25 protein-coding genes are annotated in these 23509 nt (G+C 59.6%); 13 read left to right on the forward strand and 12 right to left on the reverse strand.

The window, feature by feature from the left end; all coding sequences use genetic code 11:
* Positions 1 to 99: 99 nt before the first annotated feature.
* Positions 100 to 258, forward strand: coding sequence for a hypothetical protein (locus tag HB680_RS25870; protein ID WP_213941291.1), 159 nt, complete (start codon positions 100 to 102; stop codon positions 256 to 258).
* A gap of 79 nt (positions 259 to 337) precedes the next feature.
* Here HB680_RS25870 and HB680_RS25875 read toward each other — a convergent pair whose 3' ends face one another.
* Together HB680_RS25875 and HB680_RS25880 are read right to left on the reverse strand one after the other, a co-directional pair.
* A complete protein-coding gene (locus tag HB680_RS25875; RefSeq protein WP_213941245.1) occupies positions 338 to 1087 on the reverse strand; it encodes a TerC family protein in 750 nt (249 codons plus the stop codon).
* A gap of 29 nt (positions 1088 to 1116) precedes the next feature.
* A complete protein-coding gene (locus tag HB680_RS25880; RefSeq protein WP_213941246.1) occupies positions 1117 to 1359 on the reverse strand; it encodes a hypothetical protein in 243 nt (80 codons plus the stop codon).
* A gap of 246 nt (positions 1360 to 1605) precedes the next feature.
* Here HB680_RS25880 and nhaR point away from each other — a divergent pair, with 246 nt between their 5' ends.
* The gene (gene nhaR / locus HB680_RS25885) at positions 1606 to 2505 is read left to right on the forward strand and encodes a transcriptional activator NhaR (RefSeq protein ID WP_213941247.1); all 900 of its coding nucleotides are present in this window, start codon (positions 1606 to 1608) and stop codon (positions 2503 to 2505) included.
* Here nhaR and HB680_RS25890 read toward each other — a convergent pair.
* On the reverse strand, positions 2492 to 3652 hold the full coding sequence (locus HB680_RS25890; RefSeq protein WP_213941288.1) for an MFS transporter: 1161 nt from the start codon (positions 3650 to 3652) through the stop codon (positions 2492 to 2494). The genes nhaR and HB680_RS25890 overlap by 14 nt on opposite strands.
* Before the next feature lie 335 nt (positions 3653 to 3987).
* On the opposite strand from HB680_RS25890, the gene sstT reads away from it, so the two are divergent.
* Complete coding sequence (gene sstT, locus HB680_RS25895) at positions 3988 to 5220, forward strand: serine/threonine transporter SstT (RefSeq protein WP_213941248.1); 1233 nt, start codon at positions 3988 to 3990, stop codon at positions 5218 to 5220.
* Between the two features lie 186 nt (positions 5221 to 5406).
* Here sstT and HB680_RS25900 read toward each other — a convergent pair whose 3' ends face one another.
* Positions 5407 to 5916, reverse strand: coding sequence for a DUF1993 domain-containing protein (locus HB680_RS25900; RefSeq protein WP_123513633.1), 510 nt, complete (start codon positions 5914 to 5916; stop codon positions 5407 to 5409).
* Between the two features lie 141 nt (positions 5917 to 6057).
* On the opposite strand from HB680_RS25900, the gene HB680_RS25905 reads away from it, so the two are divergent.
* Positions 6058 to 6702, forward strand: a complete 645-nt coding sequence (locus tag HB680_RS25905) for a DUF480 domain-containing protein (protein WP_054053870.1) — start codon at positions 6058 to 6060, stop codon at positions 6700 to 6702.
* A 126-nt stretch (positions 6703 to 6828) separates the two neighbouring features.
* Here the strand turns inward: HB680_RS25905 and HB680_RS25910 are convergent, their stop codons facing one another.
* On the reverse strand, positions 6829 to 7647 hold the full coding sequence (locus tag HB680_RS25910) for a shikimate 5-dehydrogenase (RefSeq protein ID WP_213941249.1): 819 nt from the start codon (positions 7645 to 7647) through the stop codon (positions 6829 to 6831).
* 245 nt (positions 7648 to 7892) lie between these two features.
* Between HB680_RS25910 and HB680_RS25915 the strand changes: the two genes are divergently transcribed.
* From HB680_RS25915 to HB680_RS25925, 3 genes are all read left to right on the forward strand, one after another.
* Positions 7893 to 8252, forward strand: a complete 360-nt coding sequence (locus HB680_RS25915) for a hypothetical protein (protein ID WP_213941250.1) — start codon at positions 7893 to 7895, stop codon at positions 8250 to 8252.
* 236 nt (positions 8253 to 8488) lie between these two features.
* A complete protein-coding gene (locus tag HB680_RS25920; protein ID WP_213941251.1) occupies positions 8489 to 8683 on the forward strand; it encodes a hypothetical protein in 195 nt (64 codons plus the stop codon).
* 104 nt (positions 8684 to 8787) lie between these two features.
* Positions 8788 to 8970: a hypothetical protein gene (locus HB680_RS25925; protein WP_213941289.1), complete on the forward strand. Its 183-nt coding sequence runs from the start codon at positions 8788 to 8790 to the stop codon at positions 8968 to 8970.
* Here the strand turns inward: HB680_RS25925 and HB680_RS25930 are convergent.
* A complete protein-coding gene (locus tag HB680_RS25930; RefSeq protein ID WP_213941252.1) occupies positions 8967 to 10028 on the reverse strand; it encodes an AI-2E family transporter in 1062 nt (353 codons plus the stop codon). The two genes, HB680_RS25925 and HB680_RS25930, sit on opposite strands and share 4 nt — an antisense overlap.
* Positions 10029 to 10196: 168 nt before the next feature.
* Here HB680_RS25930 and yegQ point away from each other — a divergent pair, with 168 nt between their 5' ends.
* Entirely contained in the window at positions 10197 to 11513 is a 1317-nt protein-coding gene (gene yegQ, locus HB680_RS25935) for a tRNA 5-hydroxyuridine modification protein YegQ (RefSeq protein ID WP_213941253.1), read from the forward strand.
* 126 nt (positions 11514 to 11639) lie between these two features.
* Here the strand turns inward: yegQ and HB680_RS25940 are convergent, their stop codons facing one another.
* Complete coding sequence (locus HB680_RS25940) at positions 11640 to 12503, reverse strand: LysR substrate-binding domain-containing protein (RefSeq protein ID WP_213941254.1); 864 nt, start codon at positions 12501 to 12503, stop codon at positions 11640 to 11642.
* Positions 12504 to 12599: 96 nt separating this feature from the next.
* Between HB680_RS25940 and HB680_RS25945 the strand changes: the two genes are divergently transcribed.
* Positions 12600 to 13517, forward strand: a complete 918-nt coding sequence (locus tag HB680_RS25945; RefSeq protein ID WP_213941255.1) for a DMT family transporter — start codon at positions 12600 to 12602, stop codon at positions 13515 to 13517.
* 265 nt (positions 13518 to 13782) lie between these two features.
* On the opposite strand, the gene HB680_RS25950 is transcribed toward HB680_RS25945, so the two are convergent.
* Together HB680_RS25950 and HB680_RS25955 are read right to left on the reverse strand one after the other, a co-directional pair.
* On the reverse strand, positions 13783 to 14013 hold the full coding sequence (locus tag HB680_RS25950) for a hypothetical protein (protein WP_213941256.1): 231 nt from the start codon (positions 14011 to 14013) through the stop codon (positions 13783 to 13785).
* 92 nt (positions 14014 to 14105) lie between these two features.
* Positions 14106 to 14819 (reverse strand): FadR/GntR family transcriptional regulator, encoded by a 714-nt coding sequence (locus HB680_RS25955; protein WP_213941257.1) that lies wholly within the window; start codon positions 14817 to 14819, stop codon positions 14106 to 14108.
* A gap of 272 nt (positions 14820 to 15091) precedes the next feature.
* Here HB680_RS25955 and HB680_RS25960 point away from each other — a divergent pair, with 272 nt between their 5' ends.
* Both HB680_RS25960 and gudD read left to right on the forward strand, forming a co-directional pair.
* Positions 15092 to 16438: an MFS transporter gene (locus tag HB680_RS25960; RefSeq protein WP_213941258.1), complete on the forward strand. Its 1347-nt coding sequence runs from the start codon at positions 15092 to 15094 to the stop codon at positions 16436 to 16438.
* Positions 16439 to 16462: 24 nt separating this feature from the next.
* Entirely contained in the window at positions 16463 to 17806 is a 1344-nt protein-coding gene (gene gudD, locus HB680_RS25965) for a glucarate dehydratase (RefSeq protein WP_213941259.1), read from the forward strand.
* Between the two features lie 132 nt (positions 17807 to 17938).
* Here gudD and HB680_RS25970 read toward each other — a convergent pair whose 3' ends face one another.
* Positions 17939 to 18811, reverse strand: a complete 873-nt coding sequence (locus tag HB680_RS25970; RefSeq protein WP_213941260.1) for a LysR family transcriptional regulator — start codon at positions 18809 to 18811, stop codon at positions 17939 to 17941.
* A gap of 154 nt (positions 18812 to 18965) precedes the next feature.
* On the opposite strand from HB680_RS25970, the gene ampC reads away from it, so the two are divergent.
* Complete coding sequence (gene ampC / locus HB680_RS25975; protein WP_213941261.1) at positions 18966 to 20117, forward strand: class C beta-lactamase; 1152 nt, start codon at positions 18966 to 18968, stop codon at positions 20115 to 20117.
* A gap of 128 nt (positions 20118 to 20245) precedes the next feature.
* On the opposite strand, the gene HB680_RS25980 is transcribed toward ampC, so the two are convergent.
* Complete coding sequence (locus tag HB680_RS25980) at positions 20246 to 21361, reverse strand: MFS transporter (protein ID WP_213941262.1); 1116 nt, start codon at positions 21359 to 21361, stop codon at positions 20246 to 20248.
* Between the two features lie 233 nt (positions 21362 to 21594).
* On the opposite strand from HB680_RS25980, the gene HB680_RS25985 reads away from it, so the two are divergent.
* Positions 21595 to 22389, forward strand: coding sequence for an SDR family oxidoreductase (locus tag HB680_RS25985; protein ID WP_213941263.1), 795 nt, complete (start codon positions 21595 to 21597; stop codon positions 22387 to 22389).
* A gap of 253 nt (positions 22390 to 22642) precedes the next feature.
* On the opposite strand, the gene HB680_RS25990 is transcribed toward HB680_RS25985, so the two are convergent.
* The gene (locus HB680_RS25990; protein ID WP_213941264.1) at positions 22643 to 23212 is read right to left on the reverse strand and encodes a DUF4174 domain-containing protein; all 570 of its coding nucleotides are present in this window, start codon (positions 23210 to 23212) and stop codon (positions 22643 to 22645) included.
* Positions 23213 to 23509: the final 297 nt, after the last annotated feature.

A 23509-nucleotide genomic window follows, 5' to 3' on the forward strand; every position in this document is an offset into this window, starting at 1 on the left:
CTTTGGTCAATAGCCTGAAACACAGCAGCGACTAGACTGTCATTTGCAGAGAGCGTGTGCCCGGTGCAGGGCAAAGAGGAGGCGCCGATGAGCCTGACAATGACAATCGTAATGCTGATTTCCGGCTGGCTGGCCGTGGCCGCCGCCATGTTATGGGGCGTTTTGCGTATCACTCGCCGGCACCATCATCACCCCGTGCAATCGGCACCTGTGTCGAAACCCGATCAACCCGCGGCGCGCCCCGCCACCGCCCACTGACCGACATTTTTCGGCCCGCCAAACAAAAACGGCCGCCTGGACTCTTTCGAGTGCAGGCGGCCGTTTGTTTCAGCGCCGATTAAGCTTCAGCAGCGATTCGCTTCTGCTTCGCTCGCCGGGACATCATGTTCAGCCCCTCAATCGTGGCCGAGAACGCCATGGCGGCATAGACGTAACCTTTCGGTACGTGGGCACCGAAGCCTTCGGCGATCAGCGTCATGCCGATCATGATCAAGAAGCCCAGAGCCAGCATCACCACGGTCGGGTTGTCGTTGATGAACTTGGCCAACGGATCAGCCGCCAGCAACATCACCAGCACCGACACCACCACTGCGATGATCATGATCGGCAGGTGCTCGGTCATGCCGACTGCGGTAATGATGCTGTCGATGGAGAACACCATGTCGAGCATCAGGATCTGCCCGATTGCAGCGGCAAAGCCCAGCGTGACGCCTGAAGTCGCCGACTTCGGATCTTCCGGCGTCGGGTCCATGCTGTGATGGATTTCGGTGGTCGCCTTCCATAACAGGAACAGGCCACCGGCGATCAGGATCATGTCCTTCCAGGAGAAGGTCTGGCCGAGGATATCGATCACAGGCTCGGTCAACTGCACGATGAACGCGATGGTGCTCAACAGCGCCAGGCGCAGAATCAGCGCCATGCCGATACCGATGCGGCGCGCCTTCTGCCGATGTTGTTCCGGCAATTTATTGGTCAGGATCGAGATAAAGATCAGGTTATCGATGCCGAGCACGATTTCCATGACGATCAACGTGGCCAGGGCGACCCAGGCAGTGGGGCTGGCGGCTAGTTCTACAAGATATTCCATGGGTCAGTCCTGACTCGCTGTAAGACGGTTTAGATGTCCTGGGACGAAGATTCGGTTTTCGCTTTATCTTCGGCCGGTTGTTCTTTCTTGCTGATCAGGCCGCCGGTGGCATCGCTGATGGCCTGCTCGGCGGCTTTATGGGTGTCGTCGATCGCCTGTTTGGCAGTTTCGGCTGCCTTGCCCATCAGTTGTTGGGCGCTCTTTTCGGCCTGGTCGCAACCGGTCAATACCAGTAAAGACGTGATCAACAGCGCCGTAGCGGTAAGTTTCATAGGGCTTTCCTCGATAGAACGGACAGGTGCGAAAAGGCACCTCGTCGATAGCGAGGCATTCTATGGAGGGAAATACTTCAGGAAAATTCGTATTTTTAGCGGTTATACTTCGATTTATACGAATCCAGAACGTTTATGCGTAGGAGCTGCCGAAGTCTGCGATCTTTTGATCTTGTTTTTAACAATCAAAATCAAAAGATCGCAGCCTCGTTTCACTCGACAGCTCCTACAGGGATGTAGGCAAATATGCTCAATTATCGACAACTGCATTACTTCTGGGTGGTGGCCAAGACCGGCAGCATCGTGCGTGCCTGCGAGCAACTGAACCTGACGCCACAGACCATCAGCGGGCAGATTTCCTTGCTCGAACAAACCTACGGCATCGAGTTGTTTCGCCGGGTCGGGCGTAATCTGGAACTCACCGAGGCCGGGCGCCAGACCCTGCCCTATGCCGAGCAGATGTTCCAGCTCGGTGGCGAACTGGAGCTGATGCTGCGCGCCCAGCCCAACGAGCAGCAGATTCTGTTCCGGGTCGGCGTGGCGGACGTGGTGCCCAAATCCATCGTCTATCGCCTGATCGCGCCGACCATGGAGTTGAGCGAACCGCTGCGCATCACCTGTCGCGAGGACAAACTGGAGCGTTTGCTCGCCGACCTGGCGATCCAGCGTCTGGACCTGGTGATTTCCGACAGTCCGATGCCGTCGCACCTGGACATCAAGGGCTACAGCCAGAAGCTCGGTGAGTGCGGGATCAGTTTTTTTGCGACAACGGAATTGGCGGAGCAGTACGGCCAGGATTTCCCGCGCAGCCTGCACGGCGCACCGCTGTTGATTCCCGGGCCGGAAACCGTGGTGCGCAGTCGTTTGCAACGCTGGTTTGCCGAACAGCAGATTCAGCCGCGCATCGTCGGGGAGTTCGATGACAGTGCGTTGATGCAGGCGTTCGGCCAATCCGGCAGCGGGATTTTTATCGGCCCGAGCGTGATTGCCGACGAGGTGAAACGCCAATATGGCGTGGAGTTGATCGGCCAGACCGACGCGGTGACCGAGTCGTTCTATGCCATTTCGGTGGAACGCAAGGTCAAGCACCCCGGCATTGTCGCCATTACCGAAGGTGCCCGACGCGAGTTGTTTACTGAGCTATGACCGGCTCACGGGGCGCCATGGTCATCAGCGCCATGGCCAGCAGGATCGAAGCCAGAATGAAAGCAGCCGCCGCAAAACCCAGGCCTCCCAGGCCAAAGGCATTGATCACCCGACCGCCCACCATGGCGCCCAGGCCGATCCCGAGGTTGGCCCCGGCGATGTTCAGCGATGCGGCAAAGGCCGGCGCCTCAGGCGCAGCTTTCATCAAACGCACATGGCTGACCAAAAACAACGCTGCCTGAGTGATCCCCCAAATGCCCATCGCCGCTGCCAGACCGAGCGGCGACTGAATGTTAGGCACCAGCGCAATCAGGCCGGCAATCAGGAACGCGCAGAACATCATCGACGCGATCAACGGATGACGATCCACCGCACGGCCGCCCCACCAGTTGCCAAACAACCCCACCGCACCAAAGCCCATCAGGCACCAGCCGACCAACGTGCCGTTGAAACCGGCCAGCCGCTCAAGAATGTCCGCCAGGTAGGTATAAGCGGTGAACATGCCGGTAAACACCAGGATCGACAGCAGCACGTGCCCGATCATCAACGGGCTGCGCAGGATTTTGAATTGCGAACGAAAGCTCGCCTGCTGTTTATGCAGAATGGTTTTCGGCAAGTAGATGAAGAGCAGCAACGCCTTGGCAAACGCGATCACCGCCAGAATGCCGAAGGCACTGCGCCAGCCGAACGCATCGGAAATCAGCGTACCGACCGGAATGCCGAACACCATCGCGCAGACAATCCCGAACCCGATCTTGGAAATCGCCCGTCCGGCGTGCTCCGGCCCGACAATGTCCACCGCCGTCTCACTGGCCAATGCCCAGAACACTGGCAACCCCAACGCCGGGATCAACCGGGCGGCGGCCATCACCCAGATATTCGGCGCCAACGCTGCGACGGTGTTGGCCACGCCAAACATGATCAGCACCGAGATGAACAGCTTGCGCCGCTCGAAACGGGCGAAGTACGCGGTGAGGAACGGACCGAACGCGGCCACGGTAAACGCGAACAGCGTCACCAGCAGACCGGCTTGGGGAATCGTGACCTCAAGGTCCCGGGCGATCGCCGGCAACAGGCCGACGATGATGAATTCCGTGGTCAGCACCGTGAAACCGGCGGCAGACAACAGAAGAATGGGCAGCAACAGCATGCAGAACTCCAGAAAACGCCAACAGCAGCGATAGCCCGAAGGCCCGCTGGCAGAACTTGAAAATGAAGGAGGCGAAGCTTAACAGAGTGTTTCCAAACCGGGTTGCACGAACCTGCATATCCCGTGGAACAGCCGGGTGGCAGATCGTCACAGGTCTGAAGGATCGGGACGACCCTGTGATAAAGTCCGCGTCCTGCGATTCGTACACCCTATTCATCGGCCAGTTGTTGGCATTGATGTCGCGACACCTCTCGGTTCCTCCATGTGGCCTGCCCTGCTTATTGCTGCGTGACCTGCGGAACCCTGCACCTAAAAAAATCAGAGATACCGTTATGAGCGCTTCATCCCCGTCCCTGTTGCACCGCTTGAAACGCACCAGCCTGGTCACGCAAATCGTCATCGGTCTGATCGCCGGCATTGCCCTGGCCTTGTTCGCGCCTGACGTGGCGAAGTCCACGGCGTTCATCGGCAAAGTCTTTGTCGCGGCCCTGAAAGCCGTCGCGCCGATCCTGGTGTTCGTGCTGGTCATGGCTTCGATTGCCAACCATAAGCACGGTCAGGAAACCCATATCCGGCCGATTCTGTTCCTGTATTTGCTGGGCACTTTCGCCGCGGCGGTGGTCGCGGTGGTGGCCAGCACGTTGTTTCCGTCGAGCCTGGTGCTGTCGACGCAGGATGTGGCGGTGACGGCGCCGGGCGGCATCGGTGAAGTGCTGCAAAGCCTGCTGCTGAGCGTGGTCGATAACCCGGTCAGTGCGCTGATGAACGCCAACTTCATCGGCATTCTGGCGTGGGCGATCGGTATGGGCGTTGCGATTCGCCATGCCGGCGACACCACCCGCGAAGTGCTCGGTGACTTGTCCAATGGCGTGACCTTGATCGTGCGCCTGGTAATCCGCTTTGCGCCGCTGGGGATTTTCGGGCTGGTGGCGTCGACGCTGGCCACCTCGGGGTTCGGGGCGTTGATCGGCTATGCGCATCTGCTGGCCGTGCTGCTCGGCTGCATGCTGTTCGTGGCGCTGGTGATGAACCCGGTCATCGTGTTCTGGAAACTGCGCCGCAACCCGTATCCGCTGGTGCTGATGTGCCTGCGGGAAAGCGGCATCACCGCATTCTTCACCCGCAGTTCAGCGGCGAACATTCCGGTCAATCTGGAGTTGAGCAAGCGCCTGGGGCTGCATGAAGACACCTATTCGGTGTCGATCCCGCTGGGTGCGACCATCAACATGGCCGGCGCGGCGATCACCATTACCGTGTTGACCCTGGCCGCTGTGCATACGCTGGGGATTGCCGTGGATATTCCGACGGCGATTTTGCTCAGCGTCGTGGCGGCGATTTGCGCGTGCGGCGCTTCCGGTGTGGCGGGTGGTTCGTTGTTGCTGATTCCGCTGGCGTGCAGCCTGTTTGGCATTCCGAGCGAGATTGCCATGCAGGTCGTGGCGGTGGGTTTCATTATTGGCGTGTTGCAGGATTCGGCAGAGACGGCGTTGAATTCATCGACGGATGTGTTGTTTACCGCGGCGGCGTGTTTGGGTGAAGACGAGAAAGCCCAGCGTATGGCCTGACCCAAATCCCTTTGGGAGCGGGCTTGCTCGCGAAAGCGGTGTGTCAGGCAACCTGTATTTTGGATGTGAGTCCGTCTTCGCGAGCAAGCCCGCTCCCACAGGGTCCGTGGTGTAGACGGAGAATGTTCACCTATGAAAAAGCCCCCGCAACCTGAGGCTGCGGGGACTTTTTTATTGCCGGACGGTTTAGAACGCGCCCATGTAATCGCGCTTGCCCACTTCCACACCGTTGTGACGCAGCAACGCGTAAGTGGTGGTGACGTGGAAGAAGAACTGCGGCAGACCGTAGCTCAGCAGGTAAGCCTGGCCGCTGAAGCGCTTCTCTTTTGGCGTGCCTGGACGGGTAATGATCTCGATGCCTTCCTTGCCGTCGATCTGCTCAGGCTTGATCTCGCCGATGTAGGCCAGAACCTTGGTGATCAGCGCTTGCAGCTCGGCGAAGGTGGTTTCGGTGTCGTCGTACTTTGGCACTTCGATCTCGGCCAGACGCGAAGAAACGCCCTTGGCGAAATCAACGGCGATCTGCACCTGACGCACCAGCGGGAACATGTCCGGGTACAGACGGGCTTGCAGGAACGCGTTCGGGTCGATGTTTTTCGCGGTGGCGTGGGCTTCAGCCTTGTTCAGGACATCGCTCAGGGCGTTGAGCATTTGTTGGAAAACCGGGACGGAAGCGGCGTACAAAGAAATGGTCATGGCAGTCTCGTGTTGTGGCGGGTGTGAAAACGTGGGGCGATTATAGCCATGCTTGATGACCGGGCGGCTTGCCTTTTGTTTCGCAAGGATTAGGCTAGGCGGCTTCGACTGCACGCTTCGACAGCAAAGGGAAAAGCGCGAATGAGCACTGAGCAAGAGACGACCTTCGACGAGCCGCGCCTCAACAGCACGGAAATCCGCATTCTGGGTTCCTTGATCGAGAAACAGGCCACGAGCCCGGAAACCTATCCGCTGACCCTCAACGCGCTGGTGATTGCCTGCAACCAGAAAACCAGCCGCGAACCGGTGATGAACCTGACCCAGGGCCAGGTCGGCCAAAGCCTGCGTGCCCTCGAAGGTCGCGGCTTCACCAAACTGGTGATGGGCAGCCGCGCCGACCGCTGGGAACACAAAGTGGACAAGGCGCTGGAACTGGTGCCGGCCCAGGTGATTTTGACCGGGCTGTTATTTTTGCGCGGCCCGCAAACCGTTAATGAACTGCTGACCCGCAGCGGTCGCATGCATGAATTCGAAGATGCCGAGCAAGTGGTGCATCAGTTGGAGCGTTTGATTGCTCGCGGTTTGGCGCTGCTGATTCCGCGTCAGGCGGGGCAGCGGGAAGACCGCTATATGCATGCACTGGGTGATCCGGCGGACATCGAAGTGATTCTGGCGGCGCGGCAGAACCCGGCGGAACGTGGGACTGGCGGCGTGTCGGTGGAACGGATCGAAGAGCTGGAAGCGCGGATTGCGGCGCTGGAAGAGCGTTTGGCGCGCCTCGAATAACCTGGCAACACAGATCCAAATGTGGGAGCGGGCTTGCTCGCGAAAGCGGTTTATCAGTCACATCTATGTTGGATGTGCCGGCCTCTTCGCGAGCAAGCCCGCTCCCACAGGGATTTCGTGAATCGGTCAACTCCGCGCAAACGCCACCGCCGCCTGGAACTGCTCATCCGTCGGCCGCACGCCGGTATAAAGTACAAACTGCTCCAGCGCCTGGATCGCAATCACTTCCAGTCCGGTAATCACTCGTTTGCCTTCAGCTCTTCCCCGCACGATCAGCGGTGTTTCCGAGGGGATCGCCACTACATCGAACACAGTCTCGGCCGCAACGATGGCCTCTGCGTCAAACGCCAGTTGATCGGCCTCGGGGCCGCCGGTCATGCCGATGGGGGTGACATTGATCAGCATCTGCGGGCGCCGAGCCCCCAGTTCCGCTTGCCATTCATAACCCAGGGCCTTGGCCAGCGCCTGCCCGGCGCGTTCGTTGCGGGCCACGATCAGGCCGTTTTTGTAGCCGCCGTCGCGCAAGGCACTGGCCACGGCCTTGGCCATGCCGCCGCTGCCGCGCAGGGCAAAGGTCGATTCCTTGGGCACCTGATGGGTTTCCAGCAACTGGGCGATGGCGATGTAGTCGGTGTTGTAAGCCTTGAGATGGCCGTCGGTATTGACGATGGTGTTGATCGACTGAATGGCGGCGGCGGACGCGTCCAGTTCATCGACCAGCGCGATGCAGGCTTCCTTGAACGGCATCGACACGCCGCAACCGCGAATGCCCAAGGCACGAATGCCGCCGACAGCGCCGGTCAGGTCTTTACTGCTGAACGCCTTGTAGTAAAAATTCAGCCCCAGTTGTTCGTACAGATGATTGTGGAATCGCAGGCCAAAGTTCCCGGGGCGCCCTGACAGGGACATGCACAGCTGGGTGTCTTTGTTGGGGTTCATCTGCATGAAATATCTCCTTCGATTGCACTTTCAGATAGACGGGATTAGCCATTCCATCCTGTTCTGTTCGATCATTAGGCCTGTCCGCACACGGCTTTGCAGCACCGTAAGGAAGCCGGTACAGACCTTACACAAAATTTACCTAACGATTGTGCAGTTTTTCAAAAAAGCGCTGTCTTAGAAGTATCCCCGCGACAATCCTTGGGTCTATTGCAGATTCAAGCGCCGGGTCGAAGAACCGAGGAATTATCATGATCCGTAAAATCCCCACAGTAGCCTTGTTGATTGGTGTACTGGCTGTCGCAGGGCAGGCAGAAGCCCATGGCGGTGGCGGTTGGCAAGGTCCAGCGGTATTTGGTGCGATCGTTGGCTCGGCCATCGTCGGCTCGGCCCTCATTAACGCCAATCGGCCAGTCTATGTAGAACAGGCGCCGGTTTACGTTCAGCCACAACCGGTTTACGTGCAGCAACCGCCGCCACCGGTCTACTACCAACCGGCCCCGGTGTATGTGCAACAACCGGTCTATTACAGCCCTGCGCCGGTTTATTACGGCCCCCCACGCGGCTACTACGGCCATCCCCGCGGTTACTATGGTGGCCCACGCTGGTAACAGACTCATCAGGCCCCGCCTTAAAAGCGGGGCCTTTTTTATGCCCGCCAGTCGGGTGAGGTCTGGATAAATCTCGTCAAGGTCGCTGTCAGGACAGTATCGGCAAGTAAAGCAGGCAAGATTGACTGGACCGCCCTTCCCCCAATCAGGGGAAAACGGTCATATTTATGTCATGTCAGGTCCGCAAGCTTGGATCTGTCCGTAAACAACAGGTTGATAAAAACAAGGACGACCTCATGCCCACGCAAAACCCGCACCGCAATGTCAGCTTGTGCACTTCCAGCAAGGTGTACAACGCACTGACTGAACTCAAGCACCTGGAAGGCCATCGCAGCGCCAAGTTTCTTTCGCTGCTGGCCGAAAACCTGGTGCGCAAAGGCCTGCTAAACGAACAGGAAGTGGTGCATATGCTCGATCTGGTCGTGGATTGATCGCCTCACCTCGCTGGCATCAATGTCCACTATCGAGAATGTTGATTGTCCGTTGAACCGCGCGGTCCGTAAGGTGGCTCCATAGATTGATGGAGGTACTTATGATGTCCCAGGTTCAGATCATGTCCGTTATCGGTAGCGCCGTTCCCGCATCGCTCAGAGAGCTGGGATTGCTCGCCTGTTGGTACCTGATGCGCGACGGCGAACCGATCAGCGGCCCGCTCACCTCGCTCCCCGCCGCACAAGCCCTGTCGCAACGTATCGGCACCGTGCAGCTCAGCGCCTAAGGCAGCTGAACCCGCGGCTTGGTTTCGATGAAGATCGCCCAGCTCGACATGAACAGCGCAGCAATCAACGGCCCGATCACGAAGCCGTTGAGACCGAACACGGCCATGCCGCCCAACGTCGAGATCAGAATCATGTAGTCGGGCATTTTCGTGTCCTTGCCCACCAAAATCGGGCGCAGCACGTTGTCCACCAGACCAATTACAAATACCCCGAACAGCCCCAGCACCACGCCCTGCCAGATCGCCCCGCTGAGCAGGAAGTACACCGCCACCGGCGCCCAGACAATCCCCGCTCCCACCGCTGGCAACAGCGACAGAAACGCCATCAACACCGCCCAGAGCAACGCGCTCGGGATATCCAGAAACCAGAAAATCAAACCGCCCAACGCACCCTGTGTGATCGCCACCAACAGATTACCTTTGACGGTGGCCCGCACCACGCGGTTGAACTTGAGCTGCAAACGACGTTTCTGGTGCTCCTGCAACGGCACCGCCGTGCGCACTTTGCGCGCCAGCTCGGCGCCGTCCCGCAGAAAGAAAAACAACAGGTACAGCATGATGAAGAAGCTGACGATGAACTCGAACGTGCCCTGGCCAAACGTCACGACCTGCGCCGCCACGAACTGACTGCCCTGCATCGCGCCCTTGACGATTTTGTCCTGCAAACCCTTCAACTCGCCGACACCGAAGCGATCGAGCAAATGCTGGAAATACGGCGGCAAACCGTGCTTGAACTGCGCCACATACGCCGCGATGTCCAGCTCACCGCTTTCGATGCGGCTGTACAGCGACGCGCCTTCCTGGACCAGCAACACACTGATGATGATCACCGGCAAAATCGCGATGACCAGACAGATGCTCAAGGTGCACAACGACGTCAGGTTGCGTGGCCAGTTGAATTTCATCTGCAATCGCCGCTGCAACGGCGCGAATACGATGCCGAGAATGACGGCCCAGAACACCGCGCCGTAGAACGGCAGCAGGATGCCAATGAACGCAAGAGTGACCACCAGTAGCAAGACGAGCAGTGATCTGTTTTGTAGCGTGGTTTCTTTCATGTCCGATCCATGTCAGTGCGCAAAAAGGAGCGCGAAACTCGTCTCCTGATGCTTAGTCCGCCACGGTTCGCGCGAGTGCCATCCGTTTGTTCATCAAGCATAGATCCAGATCAACAAACCCTTGGGCCAAGCCGTTTACCCTGCCCGGCTTTTGTGGTCGAAACCCTCATGCCCCTCATCGCTCCCGAACTGCTCGCCCCCGCCGGCACCCTGAAAAACATGCGTTATGCCTTTGCCTACGGCGCCGATGCGGTGTACGCCGGGCAGCCGCGCTACAGCCTGCGGGTGCGCAACAACGAATTCGACCACGCTAACCTGGCCCTCGGCATTCGCGAGGCCCAGGAACAGGGCAAGCGCTTCTACGTGGTGGTCAACATCGCGCCGCACAACGCCAAGCTCAAAACCTTCCTAAAAGACCTGGAACCGGTGATCGCCATGGCGCCGGACGCGCTGATCATGTCCGACCCGGGCCTGATCATGCTGGTGCGCCGGCACTATCCGCAGATGCCGATTCACCTTTCAGTGCAGGCCAACACGGTGAACTGGGCAAGTGTCGAGTTTTGGCAGCAACAGGGCTTGAGCCGGATCATCCTGTCCCGGGAACTGTCCCTCGAAGAAATCGCCGAGATCCGCCAGCAGGTGCCAGCCATGGAGCTGGAAGTGTTCGTCCACGGCGCGTTGTGCATGGCTTACTCCGGGCGCTGCCTGCTGTCGGGCTATATGAATAAGCGCGACGCCAACCAGGGCAGTTGCACCAATGCCTGTCGCTGGAAGTACTCAGCGACGGAGGCCACGGAAAATCAGCTCGGTGAAATCGTGCAACAGTTTCAACCAACCCTCGGCATCGGCGCACCGACCGACCAGGTGTTCCTGTTGCAGGAAGCCAATCGCCCCGACGAGCTGATGCCCGCCTTCGAGGACGAGCACGGCACTTACATCATGAACGCCAAGGACTTGCGCGCCGTGCAGCACGTCGAACGCCTGACGCAAATGGGCGTGCACTCACTGAAAATCGAAGGCCGGACCAAATCCCACTTCTATTGCGCCCGCACCACCCAAGTGTATCGCCGGGCCATCGACGATGCGGTGGCCGGGCACGGGTTCGACCGCAGTTTGATGACTGACCTGGAATCCCTGGCCCAACGCGGCTACACCGAGGGTTTTCTGCGGCGGCATGTGCACGATGAGTACCAGAATTATCAGAACGGCAGCTCGGTGTCGGAGCGCCAGCAGTTTGTCGGCGAACTGACCGGTGAACGGCGCGATCGATTGGCGCAGGTGAAGGTGAAGAATCGCTTTGGCCTGGGCGATCACATGGAGCTGATGACGCCCAAGGGCAACTTTCACTTTGATTTGCATGACTTGCAAAACGTCAAAGGCCTGCCGATAGAAGTGGCGCCCGGGGATGGGCACACGGTGTATGTGCCGATTCCGGATGCGGTGGATTTGCGGTTTGGGTTGTTGATGCGGGATGTCGGCGCCTAAACCAACGGCAAACCCGTAGGAGCTGCCGAAGGCTGCGATCTTTTGACCTTGATCTTTGGCGCTCTTAAGTTTGCCAAAGATCAAAAGATCGCAGCCTTCGGCAGCTCCTACAGTGGTCATGTCCGCCTACGCGAACTCTTCCCGCAACATCCCCACAAACGCCTCCCGCGCAGGGTGTACCCCGGCGTTTTCAGGCCAGTAGAACAAATTCTCCACCGCCGTCAGCTCCGGGAATTCATACCCCGCGCAACCCGCGCCTTTGGCGTACTGGTCGAACACCCCTTTGGGCACCAGCGCCACCCCGGCCCCGGCGCTGACACATCCGACAATCGCCCCATAACTGGCCAGGCTGACAATCGGCAGCGCTTGCCCCTGACGCAGCAACCAATGCTCCAGCGCTGCACGATACGGGCAGCCCTGGGGCCACATGAAGACGGTTTTGTCCTGCAAATCGGCGATGTCGCGCACCGGCCCCAACGATGTCGATGCAATCAGCAACAACTCTTCGCGGTACATCGGCGTGCGTTTGAGCTGCGAACGCTCGACATCCACCGCAACGATCGCGCCGTCGAGGCGGTGATTGACGGTGTCGTCGAGCAATTGGCTCCAGGTGCCGGTGGTCAGTTCCAACGCCACGCCGGGATAACGCTTGTGAAACTTGGCCAGCAATCGCGGCAAGCGACCGGTGGCCGAGGATTCGATGGCGCCAATACGCAGCGGCCCGGAAGGATCGGCGGACGGGTCCAGTGCGCGCTTGGCTTCGGCCGTCAGCGCGAGGATTTTCGAGGCGTAGGCCAGAAAGGTTTGGCCCGACGGACTGATCCGCAGTCCCCGGCCTTCGCGCAGGAACAGCGCCACCCCCAACTCGGCCTCCAGCGCTTTGATCCGTGCGGTGATATTCGACGGCACACAGTGCAACAACTCGGCCGCCCGAGCGATGCTGCCGACGTCGGCAACGGTCTTGAACATGCGAATCTGGGCCAATTCCATACATCACCTAAAGTGAAGAGTTGACGCAGTATAAGTCAGTTGTGGCGAATGGTCGGGCTTCTGATACTGAGGGCATCAACCCACAGGTGCCCGACCATGCCGCTGCTCTCGCCCACCCTTAAAATCATCCTCGCCATGGTGTTTGTCGTGCTGTGCTGGGGTTACTCTCCGACCGGCATCCATATCGGTTTGCAGGCCTACGACCCTGGACATCTGGCGCTGTTGCGGTTTCTGGTGGCGTCGGTGTTCGTGGCGGTGATCGCGGTGTTCAAAGGCATCAGCCTGCCAAAACCGCGCGACTTGCCGTTCCTGATCGCCCTCGGTTTCTTTGCAGTGAGCCTGCACCACGTGCTGCTGAACTTCGGCCAGCAAGGTGTCAGCGCCGGAGCGTCCAGTGTGCTGGCGCAATCGACGCCGTTGTTCAGCACGTTGCTGGCGCGTTTTGTGTTCAAGGATCGTGTGAGCGTCTGGCGTTGGGGTTGTGTGCTTCTGGGTTTGATCGGCGTGGTGATTGTGGTGGCTGGCAATAAGGGGTTGGGCAGCATTGATGCGCACGGCTTGTTGATACTGGCGGCGGCGGTGTCGTGGAGTTTTTACTTTGCCCTGCAAAAGCATCACACCGGGCGTTATGACGGTTTGACCCTGACCTGCTACACGGTCTGGTCCGGGACGCTGCTGTTGCTGGTGTATCTGCCGGGGTTGCTGGATCAGGTGGTGCGCGCACCGGTTGCGGTGCAGATGGCGGTGATCGGGCTGGGGATTTTGCCGAGTGCGTTGGCCTACCTGGCTTGGGCGTTTGTGCTGGCCCATGTGGATTTGAGCCGTGCGGCGATGACGTTGTACCTGGTGCCGCCGACGGCGATGGTGATTGCCTCAGTAGCACTGAGTGAACGGCCGGCGTTGATGGTGATTGTCGGGGCGATGGTGGTGTTGGTGAGTGTGTTGGCGTTGAATCTGGAGCGTCGGGTGCTGGGGTTGCTGACGCCTTCGCGAGCCGGATCGCTCCCACATTGATCTGTGAAAACAAAAAACCCGGCGCAATGGCTAATGCCGGTCAGTTAAGAGAGTTTCAGACGAAACACGCGCTGCGTAGCAGCTGACGAGCAACGCGAGGCAGCGTTCGGCTGCGAAGCAGTCGTGAACCCTGAGTACACGTACTCTCTGAACCACCGCGCCGCCCGATTTCACGACTGCTGCGCAGCCGAACGCAGGCTTCGCCAGCTGCTACAGATTGACGGCTTAACTGACCGGCATTAGGCGCAATAGCCGGGTTTCTCATTTACCGCCTGTCATCAGACAGCGGCGTCTCTTCATCCGCCGACGGCACATCTTCATCGGCGGCCGGGTCTTTCCAGTCGTCAGGACGATCAGCGTCACTCAGGGCCGGGTCCCGGGAAGGGTCCATGCCGGGCGGTGCATCCTGGTCCAGCGTTGGCTCGTCTGTGCCAGGCATGGGTCTGGTCGGGTCGGTGTTGGGGGTTCCGCCCTGGAACATTGAATCATTAGCCATGATGCACCTCACTGATGAGGTCCAGTTAATCTGGGCCGTACAGGTTGGAAGCGGGCGCATGACGGGCGTGCTATCGAGTAGACCGACGGTTGTCAGCCCTGGGCCAGGAACCGGTCGCGGCTGTTGGTCAGGTGCAGCCACATCGCCGCCCGCGCTGCGTCCGGGTCCTGGCGCTTGATAGCGTTGAGAATCGCCTCGTGTTCCTGATTCGCCAGTTGCCCGAGCTTGCTCAAATCCGTGGCGCCACGCTCGGCGGCGTTGACGCGGGTGCGGGGGATCATCGCGCTGCCCAGGTGTTGCATGATTTCGGTGAAGCACACATTGCCGGTGGCTTCGGCGATCAACAGGTGGAAGCGTTTGTCGGCTTCCACGCAACTGTCGTTGTTGGCCAGCAAACGTTGATAGTCATCCAGCGCTTCACGCATCTGCCCCAGTTGCTGATCGGTGCGGCGTACCGCAGCCAGGGCGGCAGCCTGGGTTTCCAGGCCCAGGCGTAGCTCCAGAATGCTGCGCACCCCGAGCGCGGTATCGACGTTCAGCCGCAGCCCTTGCTCTGCCGCGCGCTCGATGACAAAGGTGCCGATGCCATGCCGGGTTTCCACCAGCCCCGAAGCCTGCAACTTCGAGATCGCCTCGCGCACCACCGTGCGGCTGACCCCATGCTCCTGAACGATGGTGTTTTCCGACGGCAGTTTGTCCCCCGGCAACATCTGGCCGAGCAGGATGCTTTGGGTCAGTTTGGCCACCAGATCATGGGCCAGGTTATGGCTGCGCTTGCGGGCGGGTGCGTCGAGGTCTTCTTGCATGGTGGTTATCCGAAAAGCAGGGCTGTCCAGATCGTAGCACCGGATGCCGGAGAAAACAGCGCTCAACTTGTATGACAACATTCAGCAAAACAGGGCTAAACGCCCCGAAAAGCGCTCACTCCAACCAAACAAAGAATAACAAATAGCCAAATAAGCGCCATTTTGTTGGACGACAACACTTGCATGACGAAAAAACGCAGTTGTATGATGTCTATCAACATCGCAACACCCAGTCACACCCCGCATAAAAATAATCAGTGGGAGAAACGCAAGTGAATACAGCCCTGTCCGGGACGAACGACGGCACCGATTCGGTCCTCAAGTCCGCCATCTCGAAAGTCAAACGTCATGTCCTGCCGCTGTTCGTGATCATGTTCATCGTCAACTACATCGACCGCGTGAACATCGGCTTCGTCCGCGCCCACATGGAGCAGGACCTGGGCATCGGCGCTGCTGCCTACGGCCTCGGGGCCGGCCTGTTCTTCATCGGTTACGCCCTGTTCGAAGTCCCCTCCAACATGCTCCTGCAAAAAGTCGGCGCGCGTATCTGGCTGACCCGCATCATGTTCACCTGGGGCCTGGTGGCCGCCGGCATGGCATTCATCCAGAACGAAACTCACTTCTACATCCTGCGATTTCTGCTGGGCGTGGCTGAAGCCGGATTCTTTCCCGGAGTGATCTACTACTTCACCCGTTGGTTGCCAGGGGTCGAACGCGGCAAAGCGATTGCGATCTTCCTCAGCGGCTCGGCGGTTGCGTCGCTGATCTCCGGTCCGTTGTCCGGTCTGCTACTGCAAATTGAAGGGTTCGGTCTGCACGGTTGGCAGTGGATGTACTTCATTGAAGGCATGTTCTCGGTCGGGTTGTGCGTGTTCGTCTGGTTCTGGCTCGACTCCAAACCCCACGACGCCAAATGGCTGAGCCGCGACGAGCAGGATGCTCTGGTCAAGGCCATCGACGACGAACAACTGGCCCGCGAAGCCGCGACGCCGATCAAACCTTCGCTCGGCAAATTGCTCAAGGATCGCCAGATCATCCTGTTCTGCCTGATCTACTTCTTCATTCAACTGACCATTTATGCCGCGACCTTCTGGCTGCCGAGCATCATCAAGAAGATGGGTGACCTCAGCGATATTCAGGTCGGGTTGTTCAACTCGATCCCGTGGCTGCTCTCGATTGTCGGCATGTACGCCTTCGCCGCGTTTTCCGCCAAATGGAAACATCAGCAAGCCTGGGTCGCCGCTGCGCTGTTGATCGCGGCGGCCGGGATGTTCATGTCCACCACCGGCGGGCCGATCTTCGCCTTTGTCGCGATCTGCTTTGCGGCGCTGGGCTTCAAATCGGCATCGTCGCTGTTCTGGCCGATTCCCCAGGCGTACCTCGATGCGCGGATCGCTGCGGGTGTGATCGCGCTGATCAACTCGGTGGGTAACCTTGGCGGCTTCGTCGCGCCGACGACCTTCGGCCTGCTGGAAGAACACACCGGCTCGATTCAGGGCGGGCTCTACGGCTTGGCCGCGACCTCGATCATCGCCGCGATCATCGTCTTCGCCGCCCGCAACACACCGAAAACCGAGCCCGCCGCTGCCGTCGGCAAACCTGCTTCCAGCCACGCCTGAATTTCTGTTTTGAAGGACATCACAATGAACGCACACGACACTGCCAAAGCGCCGATCATCACCAGTATGCAAGTGGTTCCGGTGGCGGGCCATGACGGCATGCTGCTCAATTTGAGTGGCGCCCACGGGCCATTTTTCACGCGCAATATCGTCATCCTCACTGACAATGCCGGGCATACCGGCGTCGGTGAAGTGCCGGGCGGCGAACGTATTCGCCAGACCCTGGAAGATGCGCGATCGCTGGTGGTCGGCAGTCCGATTGGCACTTATCAGAAGATCCTCAACCAAGTGCGTCAGACCTTCGCCGACCGCGATGCCGGTGGCCGTGGTTTGCAGACCTTCGACCTGCGCATCACCATTCACGCGGTCACCGGCCTGGAAGCCGCCCTCCTCGACTTGCTCGGCCAGCATCTGGATGTGCCAGTGGCAGCCCTGCTCGGCGAAGGCCAGCAGCGTGATGAAGTGAAGATGCTCGGTTATCTGTTTTATGTCGGTGATCGCAACGAAACCGACCTGGCTTACCGCAGCGAACCGGACGCCGATAACGACTGGTTCCGCGTGCGTCACGAAAAAGCCATGACCGCCGGCGCCGTGGTCCGACTCGCCGAAGCCGCCCATGCGCGCTACGGTTTCAAGGACTTCAAGCTCAAGGGCGGCGTGCTCAGCGGCGACGAAGAAATCGAAGCCGTCACCGCCCTGGCCGAACGCTTCCCCGATGCGCGCATCACCCTCGACCCGAATGGCGCGTGGTCACTCAAAGAAGCGATCCGCTTGTGCCGCGATCAGCATCACGTGCTGGCCTATGCTGAAGACCCATGCGGGGCGGAAAACGGTTATTCGGGTCGTGAAGTGATGGCTGAATTCCGCCGCGCCACCGGGCTGAAAACCGCGACCAACATGATCGCCACCGACTGGCGCGAGATGGGTCACGCAATTCAGTTGCAATCGGTGGACATTCCCCTGGCCGACCCGCACTTCTGGACCATGCAGGGCTCGGTGCGGGTGGCGCAGATGTGCCACGAGTGGGGCCTGACCTGGGGTTCGCATTCCAACAACCACTTCGACATTTCCCTGGCCATGTTCACCCACGTCGCTGCGGCGGCGCCGGGTGAAATCACAGCCATCGACACCCACTGGATCTGGCAGGACGGCCAGCGCCTGACCAAAGCTCCGCTGCAAATTGTCGGAGGTTGCGTGCAGGTGCCGAAGAAACCGGGGCTGGGGGTTGAGCTGGATATGGATCAGTTGGCCAAGGCTCATGAGTTGTACAAAGGCATGGGACTGGGCGCGCGGGATGACAGCGTGGCGATGCAGTTTCTGATTCCGGGGTGGAAGTTCGATAACAAGCGGCCGTGTTTGGTGCGTTAATCCCGGCGTGCCGCAATCTCCCTGTGGGAGCGGGCTTGCTCGCGAAGGCGTCGTGTCAGTCGGCATCAATTTTGACTGACCCACCGCTTTCGCGAGCAAGCCCGCTCCCACAGGTTTTGTATCAATTTGAGATTATTGCGCGGCGTTCAGTAACCACGCTTTAAACGCCACCATCGCCGCCGTCTCGGACCGCGACTGCAACCGCGTCAACCAATAACTCCCCGTGGTGATGTGGATGGCAAACGGCTGCTCAATCGCCCCCGCCGCCAGTTGCCGTGCAAACATCAGCGGCGGCGCCAACGCTACACCCGCCCCTTGCAACGCCGCTTCCATCATCGCCAGCGACGAGTCGAAGACGATGCTCTGAGGCGGTGAGACGTGGGTCGAAAGGCCGGACGCCTGAAACCAGTCCGGCCATTCATCCGAGCGATAGGAACGCAGCAGGGTTTGTCCCAAAACATCCGCCGGTTCCTGCAGTTGCCGGGCAATCTCGGGCACACACAACACCGACAGCGGCGCCTCGATCAACCGCAGCGCTTCAATTCCGTGCCACGCTCCGGCGCCAAAGCGGATCGCGTAATCCAGCCCTTCAGCGGCCACGTCGACCCGATTATTGTTGGTCGACAGGCGCAAATCTATGAACGGGTGTTTCGCCTGGAAGTCCGCCAGACGCGGCAACAGCCAACCCACGGCAAACGTCCCGACGGCGCCGACCGCCAGCACTTCCCGATAATGCCCGCCCTCCAGTCGTTCCAGGGTTTCGGCGATTCGGTCGAAGGATTCGCGCAACACCGGCAACAGGGTTTCGCCCTCGCTGGTCAGCATCAGCCCACGGGGCAAGCGTTTGAACAGGGTGACGCTAAGCTGAGCCTCAAGACTTTTGACCTGATGACTCACCGCCGCTTGCGTGACGCACAGCTCCACCGCCGCCCGGGTGAAGCTCAAATGCCGCGCGGATGCCTCGAAGGCGCGCAGTGCGTTTAACGGTAATTGCGGCCGGATCATGCCAACCCCCAAAATTTTCTAATGGCTCATGCGAAATATCATCGGTTGTCGAACAGCGCCGGACTGCCTAGATTTGCCTCGCCGTTCAGCGCGCAGTCTACCGGGTAGCGGCCTCCATTCGCAGGGAATACAAACAATGAAGAACAACACCACTATGTCCAGACTGACTGTTTTCGCGGTTTGCGTGGCAGCGCTCGGCGCCGGTCCGTGCCTGGCCCAGGGTCAGACCGATCAGCAGATCCAAAGCACGGTCGACGCCGCCATCCGCCCCATCCTGCAAGCCCAGGGTGTTCCCGGCATGGCCGTGGCTGTCACCGTCAACGGCAAGCCGCATTACTTTAACTACGGCGTCGCCTCCAAGGAAAGCGCCCAAGCGGTCACGGAAAACACCCTGTTTGAAATCGGCTCGGTGAGCAAAACCTTCACCGCCACCCTTGGCGGCTATGCCAACGCGACCGGCAAGCTGTCGCTGAACGAAAAGGCCAGCACAGTGCTTCCAGCCTTGCGCGGTAGTGCCTTTGATAATGTCAGCGTGTTGCAACTGGGCACCTACACCGCCGGTGGATTGCCGTTGCAGTTCCCGGATGAGGCGGATCAAGCGGACAAGATGCTTGCCTACTTCAAACAGTGGAAGCCGGTGTATGCCGCTGGCACCCATCGGCAATATTCGAACCCGAGCATTGGGTTATTCGGCTATCTCGCAGCCCAAAGCCTGGGCCAGTCTTTTGATGAGGTGATGGAAAAAACCCTGCTGCCGAAACTCGGGCTCAAGCACACCTATCTCAACGTGCCGCAGAACCAGATGGGGCTGTACGCCGAGGGCTACGACAAGGACGGCAAACCTGTGCGCGTCGGGCCAGGGGCGCTGGACTCACAGGCATACGGCGTAAAAACCAGTGCAACGGACATGATTCGCTTTGTTCAAGCAAACCTGAAACCGGCTTCACTGGAAAAACCGTTGCAACAAGCCATCGCGACCACTCACACCGGTTATTACACAGTCGGCGACATGACTCAGGGCCTGGGCTGGGAACGCTACAGCTATCCGATCAGTCTCGAAAAATTGCTGGGCGGCAACTCGACGCCGATGGCGATGCAAGCGCATAAAGTCCAATGGTTGAACCCGCCGCAGCCTGAACCGCAGAGTGTGCTGATCAACAAAACCGGTTCCACCGGAGGTTTCGGCGCCTACGTCGCGTTCGTGCCCGCCAAGGACATCGGCATCGTGATCCTGGCCAACAAAAACTACCCGATCCCGGAGCGGGTAAAAGCGGCGCATCGGATATTGAGTGCGCTGGCCGAATAACTCGACACACCACCATTCCCTGTGGGAGCGGGCTTGCTCGCGAAAGCGGTCTGTCAGTTGATATGGATGTTGACTGACACTCCGCCTTCGCGAGCAAGCCCGCTCCCACAGGGGGTTATGTGGTGGGCCTACGCTTTTTTGCGCTCCAGACAGGCCAACGCACTCACCGCCAAACACAACGCCGCCCCCGTATACACCCACTCCGACGCCGCCACCGGCAGCAGAAACCCGGCCAACAACGGCCCCACCCCCGCGCCGATATCACGCCAAACGGCATTCCCCGCCAGCGCCCGGACACGCCCACTGTCCGGATGACGTTGCGCAATCACAGTCACCACCAACGGCAGTTGCAGCGCCCGCAGCACCAGCACCAACGCCCCGCCGACGATCAGCCAGTGGAAGCCAAACCCGATCAGCGCCATTGAGGTCATCAGCGAGAACACAATCAACATCCGCGTCGCCCCCCAACGCTGTGCCGCGATCCCGCCCAAGGGGCTGAGCAACAATTCCGAGACATACCGCAACGCCAGCAACGACCCGGCGACCACCACCGCGTTGCCTTCCAGCAGATGTTGCGCCAACAGCGAAAGGCCGATGATGAACAGCCCGTCGAGGGTCAACCCTTCGATAAACGACCACATCGCCACACTGTCAGGCAGTTGAAAACGCCGTGTCGACGCCGACATCGGATGCGGTGCCGACGGCAAACCCAGCGCCAGCCACATCGCGAGCAATGAAGTCGCGAACATCACAAAAAAAATCACTCGTGGCCCATACGCCACACTCAGCAGCGCCCCCAACGGCAACGCCAGCATCGGCCCCGCCGCAATCAGTGCGCGTGAGCGGCCAGTGCGACGCGCAGCGCCCGAGGGTTCAGCCGTCGCCATCACTTGCGTGGACAAATTCAGCGCCGCGTAAGACAAACCCCAGCCGAGGCGCAACAGCAACAACCACCAGAACCCCGACAAGGTCGCATAACCCAACGCACACAACGCCGCCGTGCCGGTGGCCAGCAGCAACGCCGGGCGATCGCCCTGGCGGGTGTAAAACTGCATGACGTAGCGGTAGCCGAAAATCCGCACCAGCCGATTGGCCGCCAGCAAAATCCCGGCCTCGGCCAGACTGATGCCAAATGCCTGCGGCTGCATGGGCAAGAGCAAGTACAACAACACGTCGCCAGGTAAACACAGGGCCAATACAGCGGCGGCCCGGGAGGAGTGTCTGTCGGCGGTTTTTTCTGACATGGGAGTGAAAGGCCTTGGTAACAATCAGCGGCCTACACACTGGCGTGAAGTGAGGGCGCTGACAATCGCTTTAATAACAAATGGCCGGACTCAACACACTTTGTGGCGAGGGAGCTTGCTCCCGCCGGGCTGCGAAGCGGCCCCAAAAAAGGGGGCTGCTGCACAGCGATGTCTTGAACTAGGCTAAGCACCGCGCAGTCATCCCTCTTACCCCCTTCAAGAGTGAGAACCCCATGAATATCGATCTATCCGGCAAAACCGCCCTCATCACCGGCTCCACCCAAGGCATCGGTTTCGCCATCGCCAAAGGGCTGGCCCTGTCCGGCGCCGAGGTGGTGATCAATGGCCGCAAGCAGGACGCCGTAGACGCCGCCGTCACCCAACTCAAACACCTGCTCCCGTCCGCCAACGTGCGTGGTATCGCCGCCGATGCCGGCACGGCTGAAGGCTGCAAGGCGATGGTCGCGGACCTGCCCCAGGTCGATATTCTGGTAAACAACGTCGGGATCTACGGCCCGCAGGATTTTTTCGAGACTGAAGACGAGGTCTGGGAGAAGTTTTTCGAAGTGAACGTAATGTCCGGCGTGCGGCTGTCCCGCGCGTATCTCGAAGGCATGGCCAAAAACGGTTGGGGTCGGGTGGTGTTCATCTCCTCCGAGTCGGCGCTGAACATTCCGGCGGACATGATTCATTACGGTTTTACCAAGACCTCCAACCTGTCGATTTCCCGTGGCCTGGCCAAGCGCATGGCCGGTACTGGCGTGACCGTGAATGCGGTGCTGCCGGGGCCGACGTTGTCCGAGGGGCTGCAAGACATGCTCAAGGATGAGCAGCAGAAGTCCGGCGAGCCGATCGAGAAAGTGGCGGCGGACTTTGTCATGGCCAACCGCCCGACGTCGATCATCCAACGGGCGGCGAGCATGGAGGAAGTGGCGAATCTGGTGGTGTATGTGGTGTCGCCCCAGGCGTCGGCCACGACTGGCGCGGCACTTCGGGTCGACGGCGGGGTTGTGGACAGCATCGCCTGAACAAGACCACCACAATCCCCCCTGTGGGAGCGGGCTTGCTCGCGAAGGCGGTGGGTCAGTCAATATCAATGTCGACTGACACGACGCCTTCGCGAGCAAGCCCGCTCCCACAAGGGATCTCATCGCGCACAAATGACCGGTTCATCACAAACTCACCGTGGGAGCGAGCCTGCTCGCGAAGGCGGCGCGTCAGGCACATTGAAGCTGAATGTGCCGCCGTCTTCGCGAGCAGGCTCGCTCCCGCAGGTGTCAATCAATCATCCGGCATCTCAGGTGGTTTGGCAGGCTTGGCCGGTTTCCCCGGTTTCGTGCCCTTGGCCCCTTTGGCCGTTGGCGCTGCGGGTTCCGCCGCCACCGGTGGCGGGGTTGGCGCTGCGGCTTCCTTCTCCTCTGGCGGCAAGGCATCGATGGTGTCGAAGATTTTCTTCAGATCGACCGCCTTCGATTCATCCCCCGAACTTTCGAGTTTTTTCTCGCCGTCCTTGCCCAGCAAGATGACTTTGGGCAACGCCCCGGCGCCGAGTTTCAGCGAACGGATCAGGGCCATGGTGTCCTGTTGACCCATGTCCTTGCCATCGAGCTGACCGGACATGTTCAGCACGCTGTAGACCTTGATATTGCGTTGAGCGACGCCTTGTTTGTTGGCGGGATCCTCGAACGACTTTTTCAGGCCCAGCCAGACCGGGTCAATGGTACTGGACGTGATCACGATCAACGGTCGGGCCCTGCCCTTATCGATATCCAGAGGTGAATCGCCGTCGGCGGCGAGCAAGGGGCCGGCAAGCGCCAGCAAGGTTGTCAGGGTCAATGACCTGATGAGCATGCGCATCTCCTTTTGATATCCACGCTCTAATGATTGCGCATCGCGACGATCGTTCCGGGTGACGATCCACGAATATGTTTCGCTTAGCCCAAAGCTTAGGTCAGGGGCGGCATTGCGCAACAGATGATGAGTCTTTCAAGCGAATGCACAACCCTGTGGGAGCGGGCTTGCTCGCGAAGGCGTCGTGTCAGTCGACATTGATATTGGCTGACTCACCGCTTTCGCGAGCAAGCCCGCTCCCACAAGGGTTGAGGTGCTCTGGTCCTGCTGGGCTAATCTTGATTGACCCGCCATGAG

The sequence above is a fragment of the Pseudomonas sp. dw_612 genome, from assembly GCF_018449725.1.
GTDB lineage: Bacteria > Pseudomonadota > Gammaproteobacteria > Pseudomonadales > Pseudomonadaceae > Aquipseudomonas.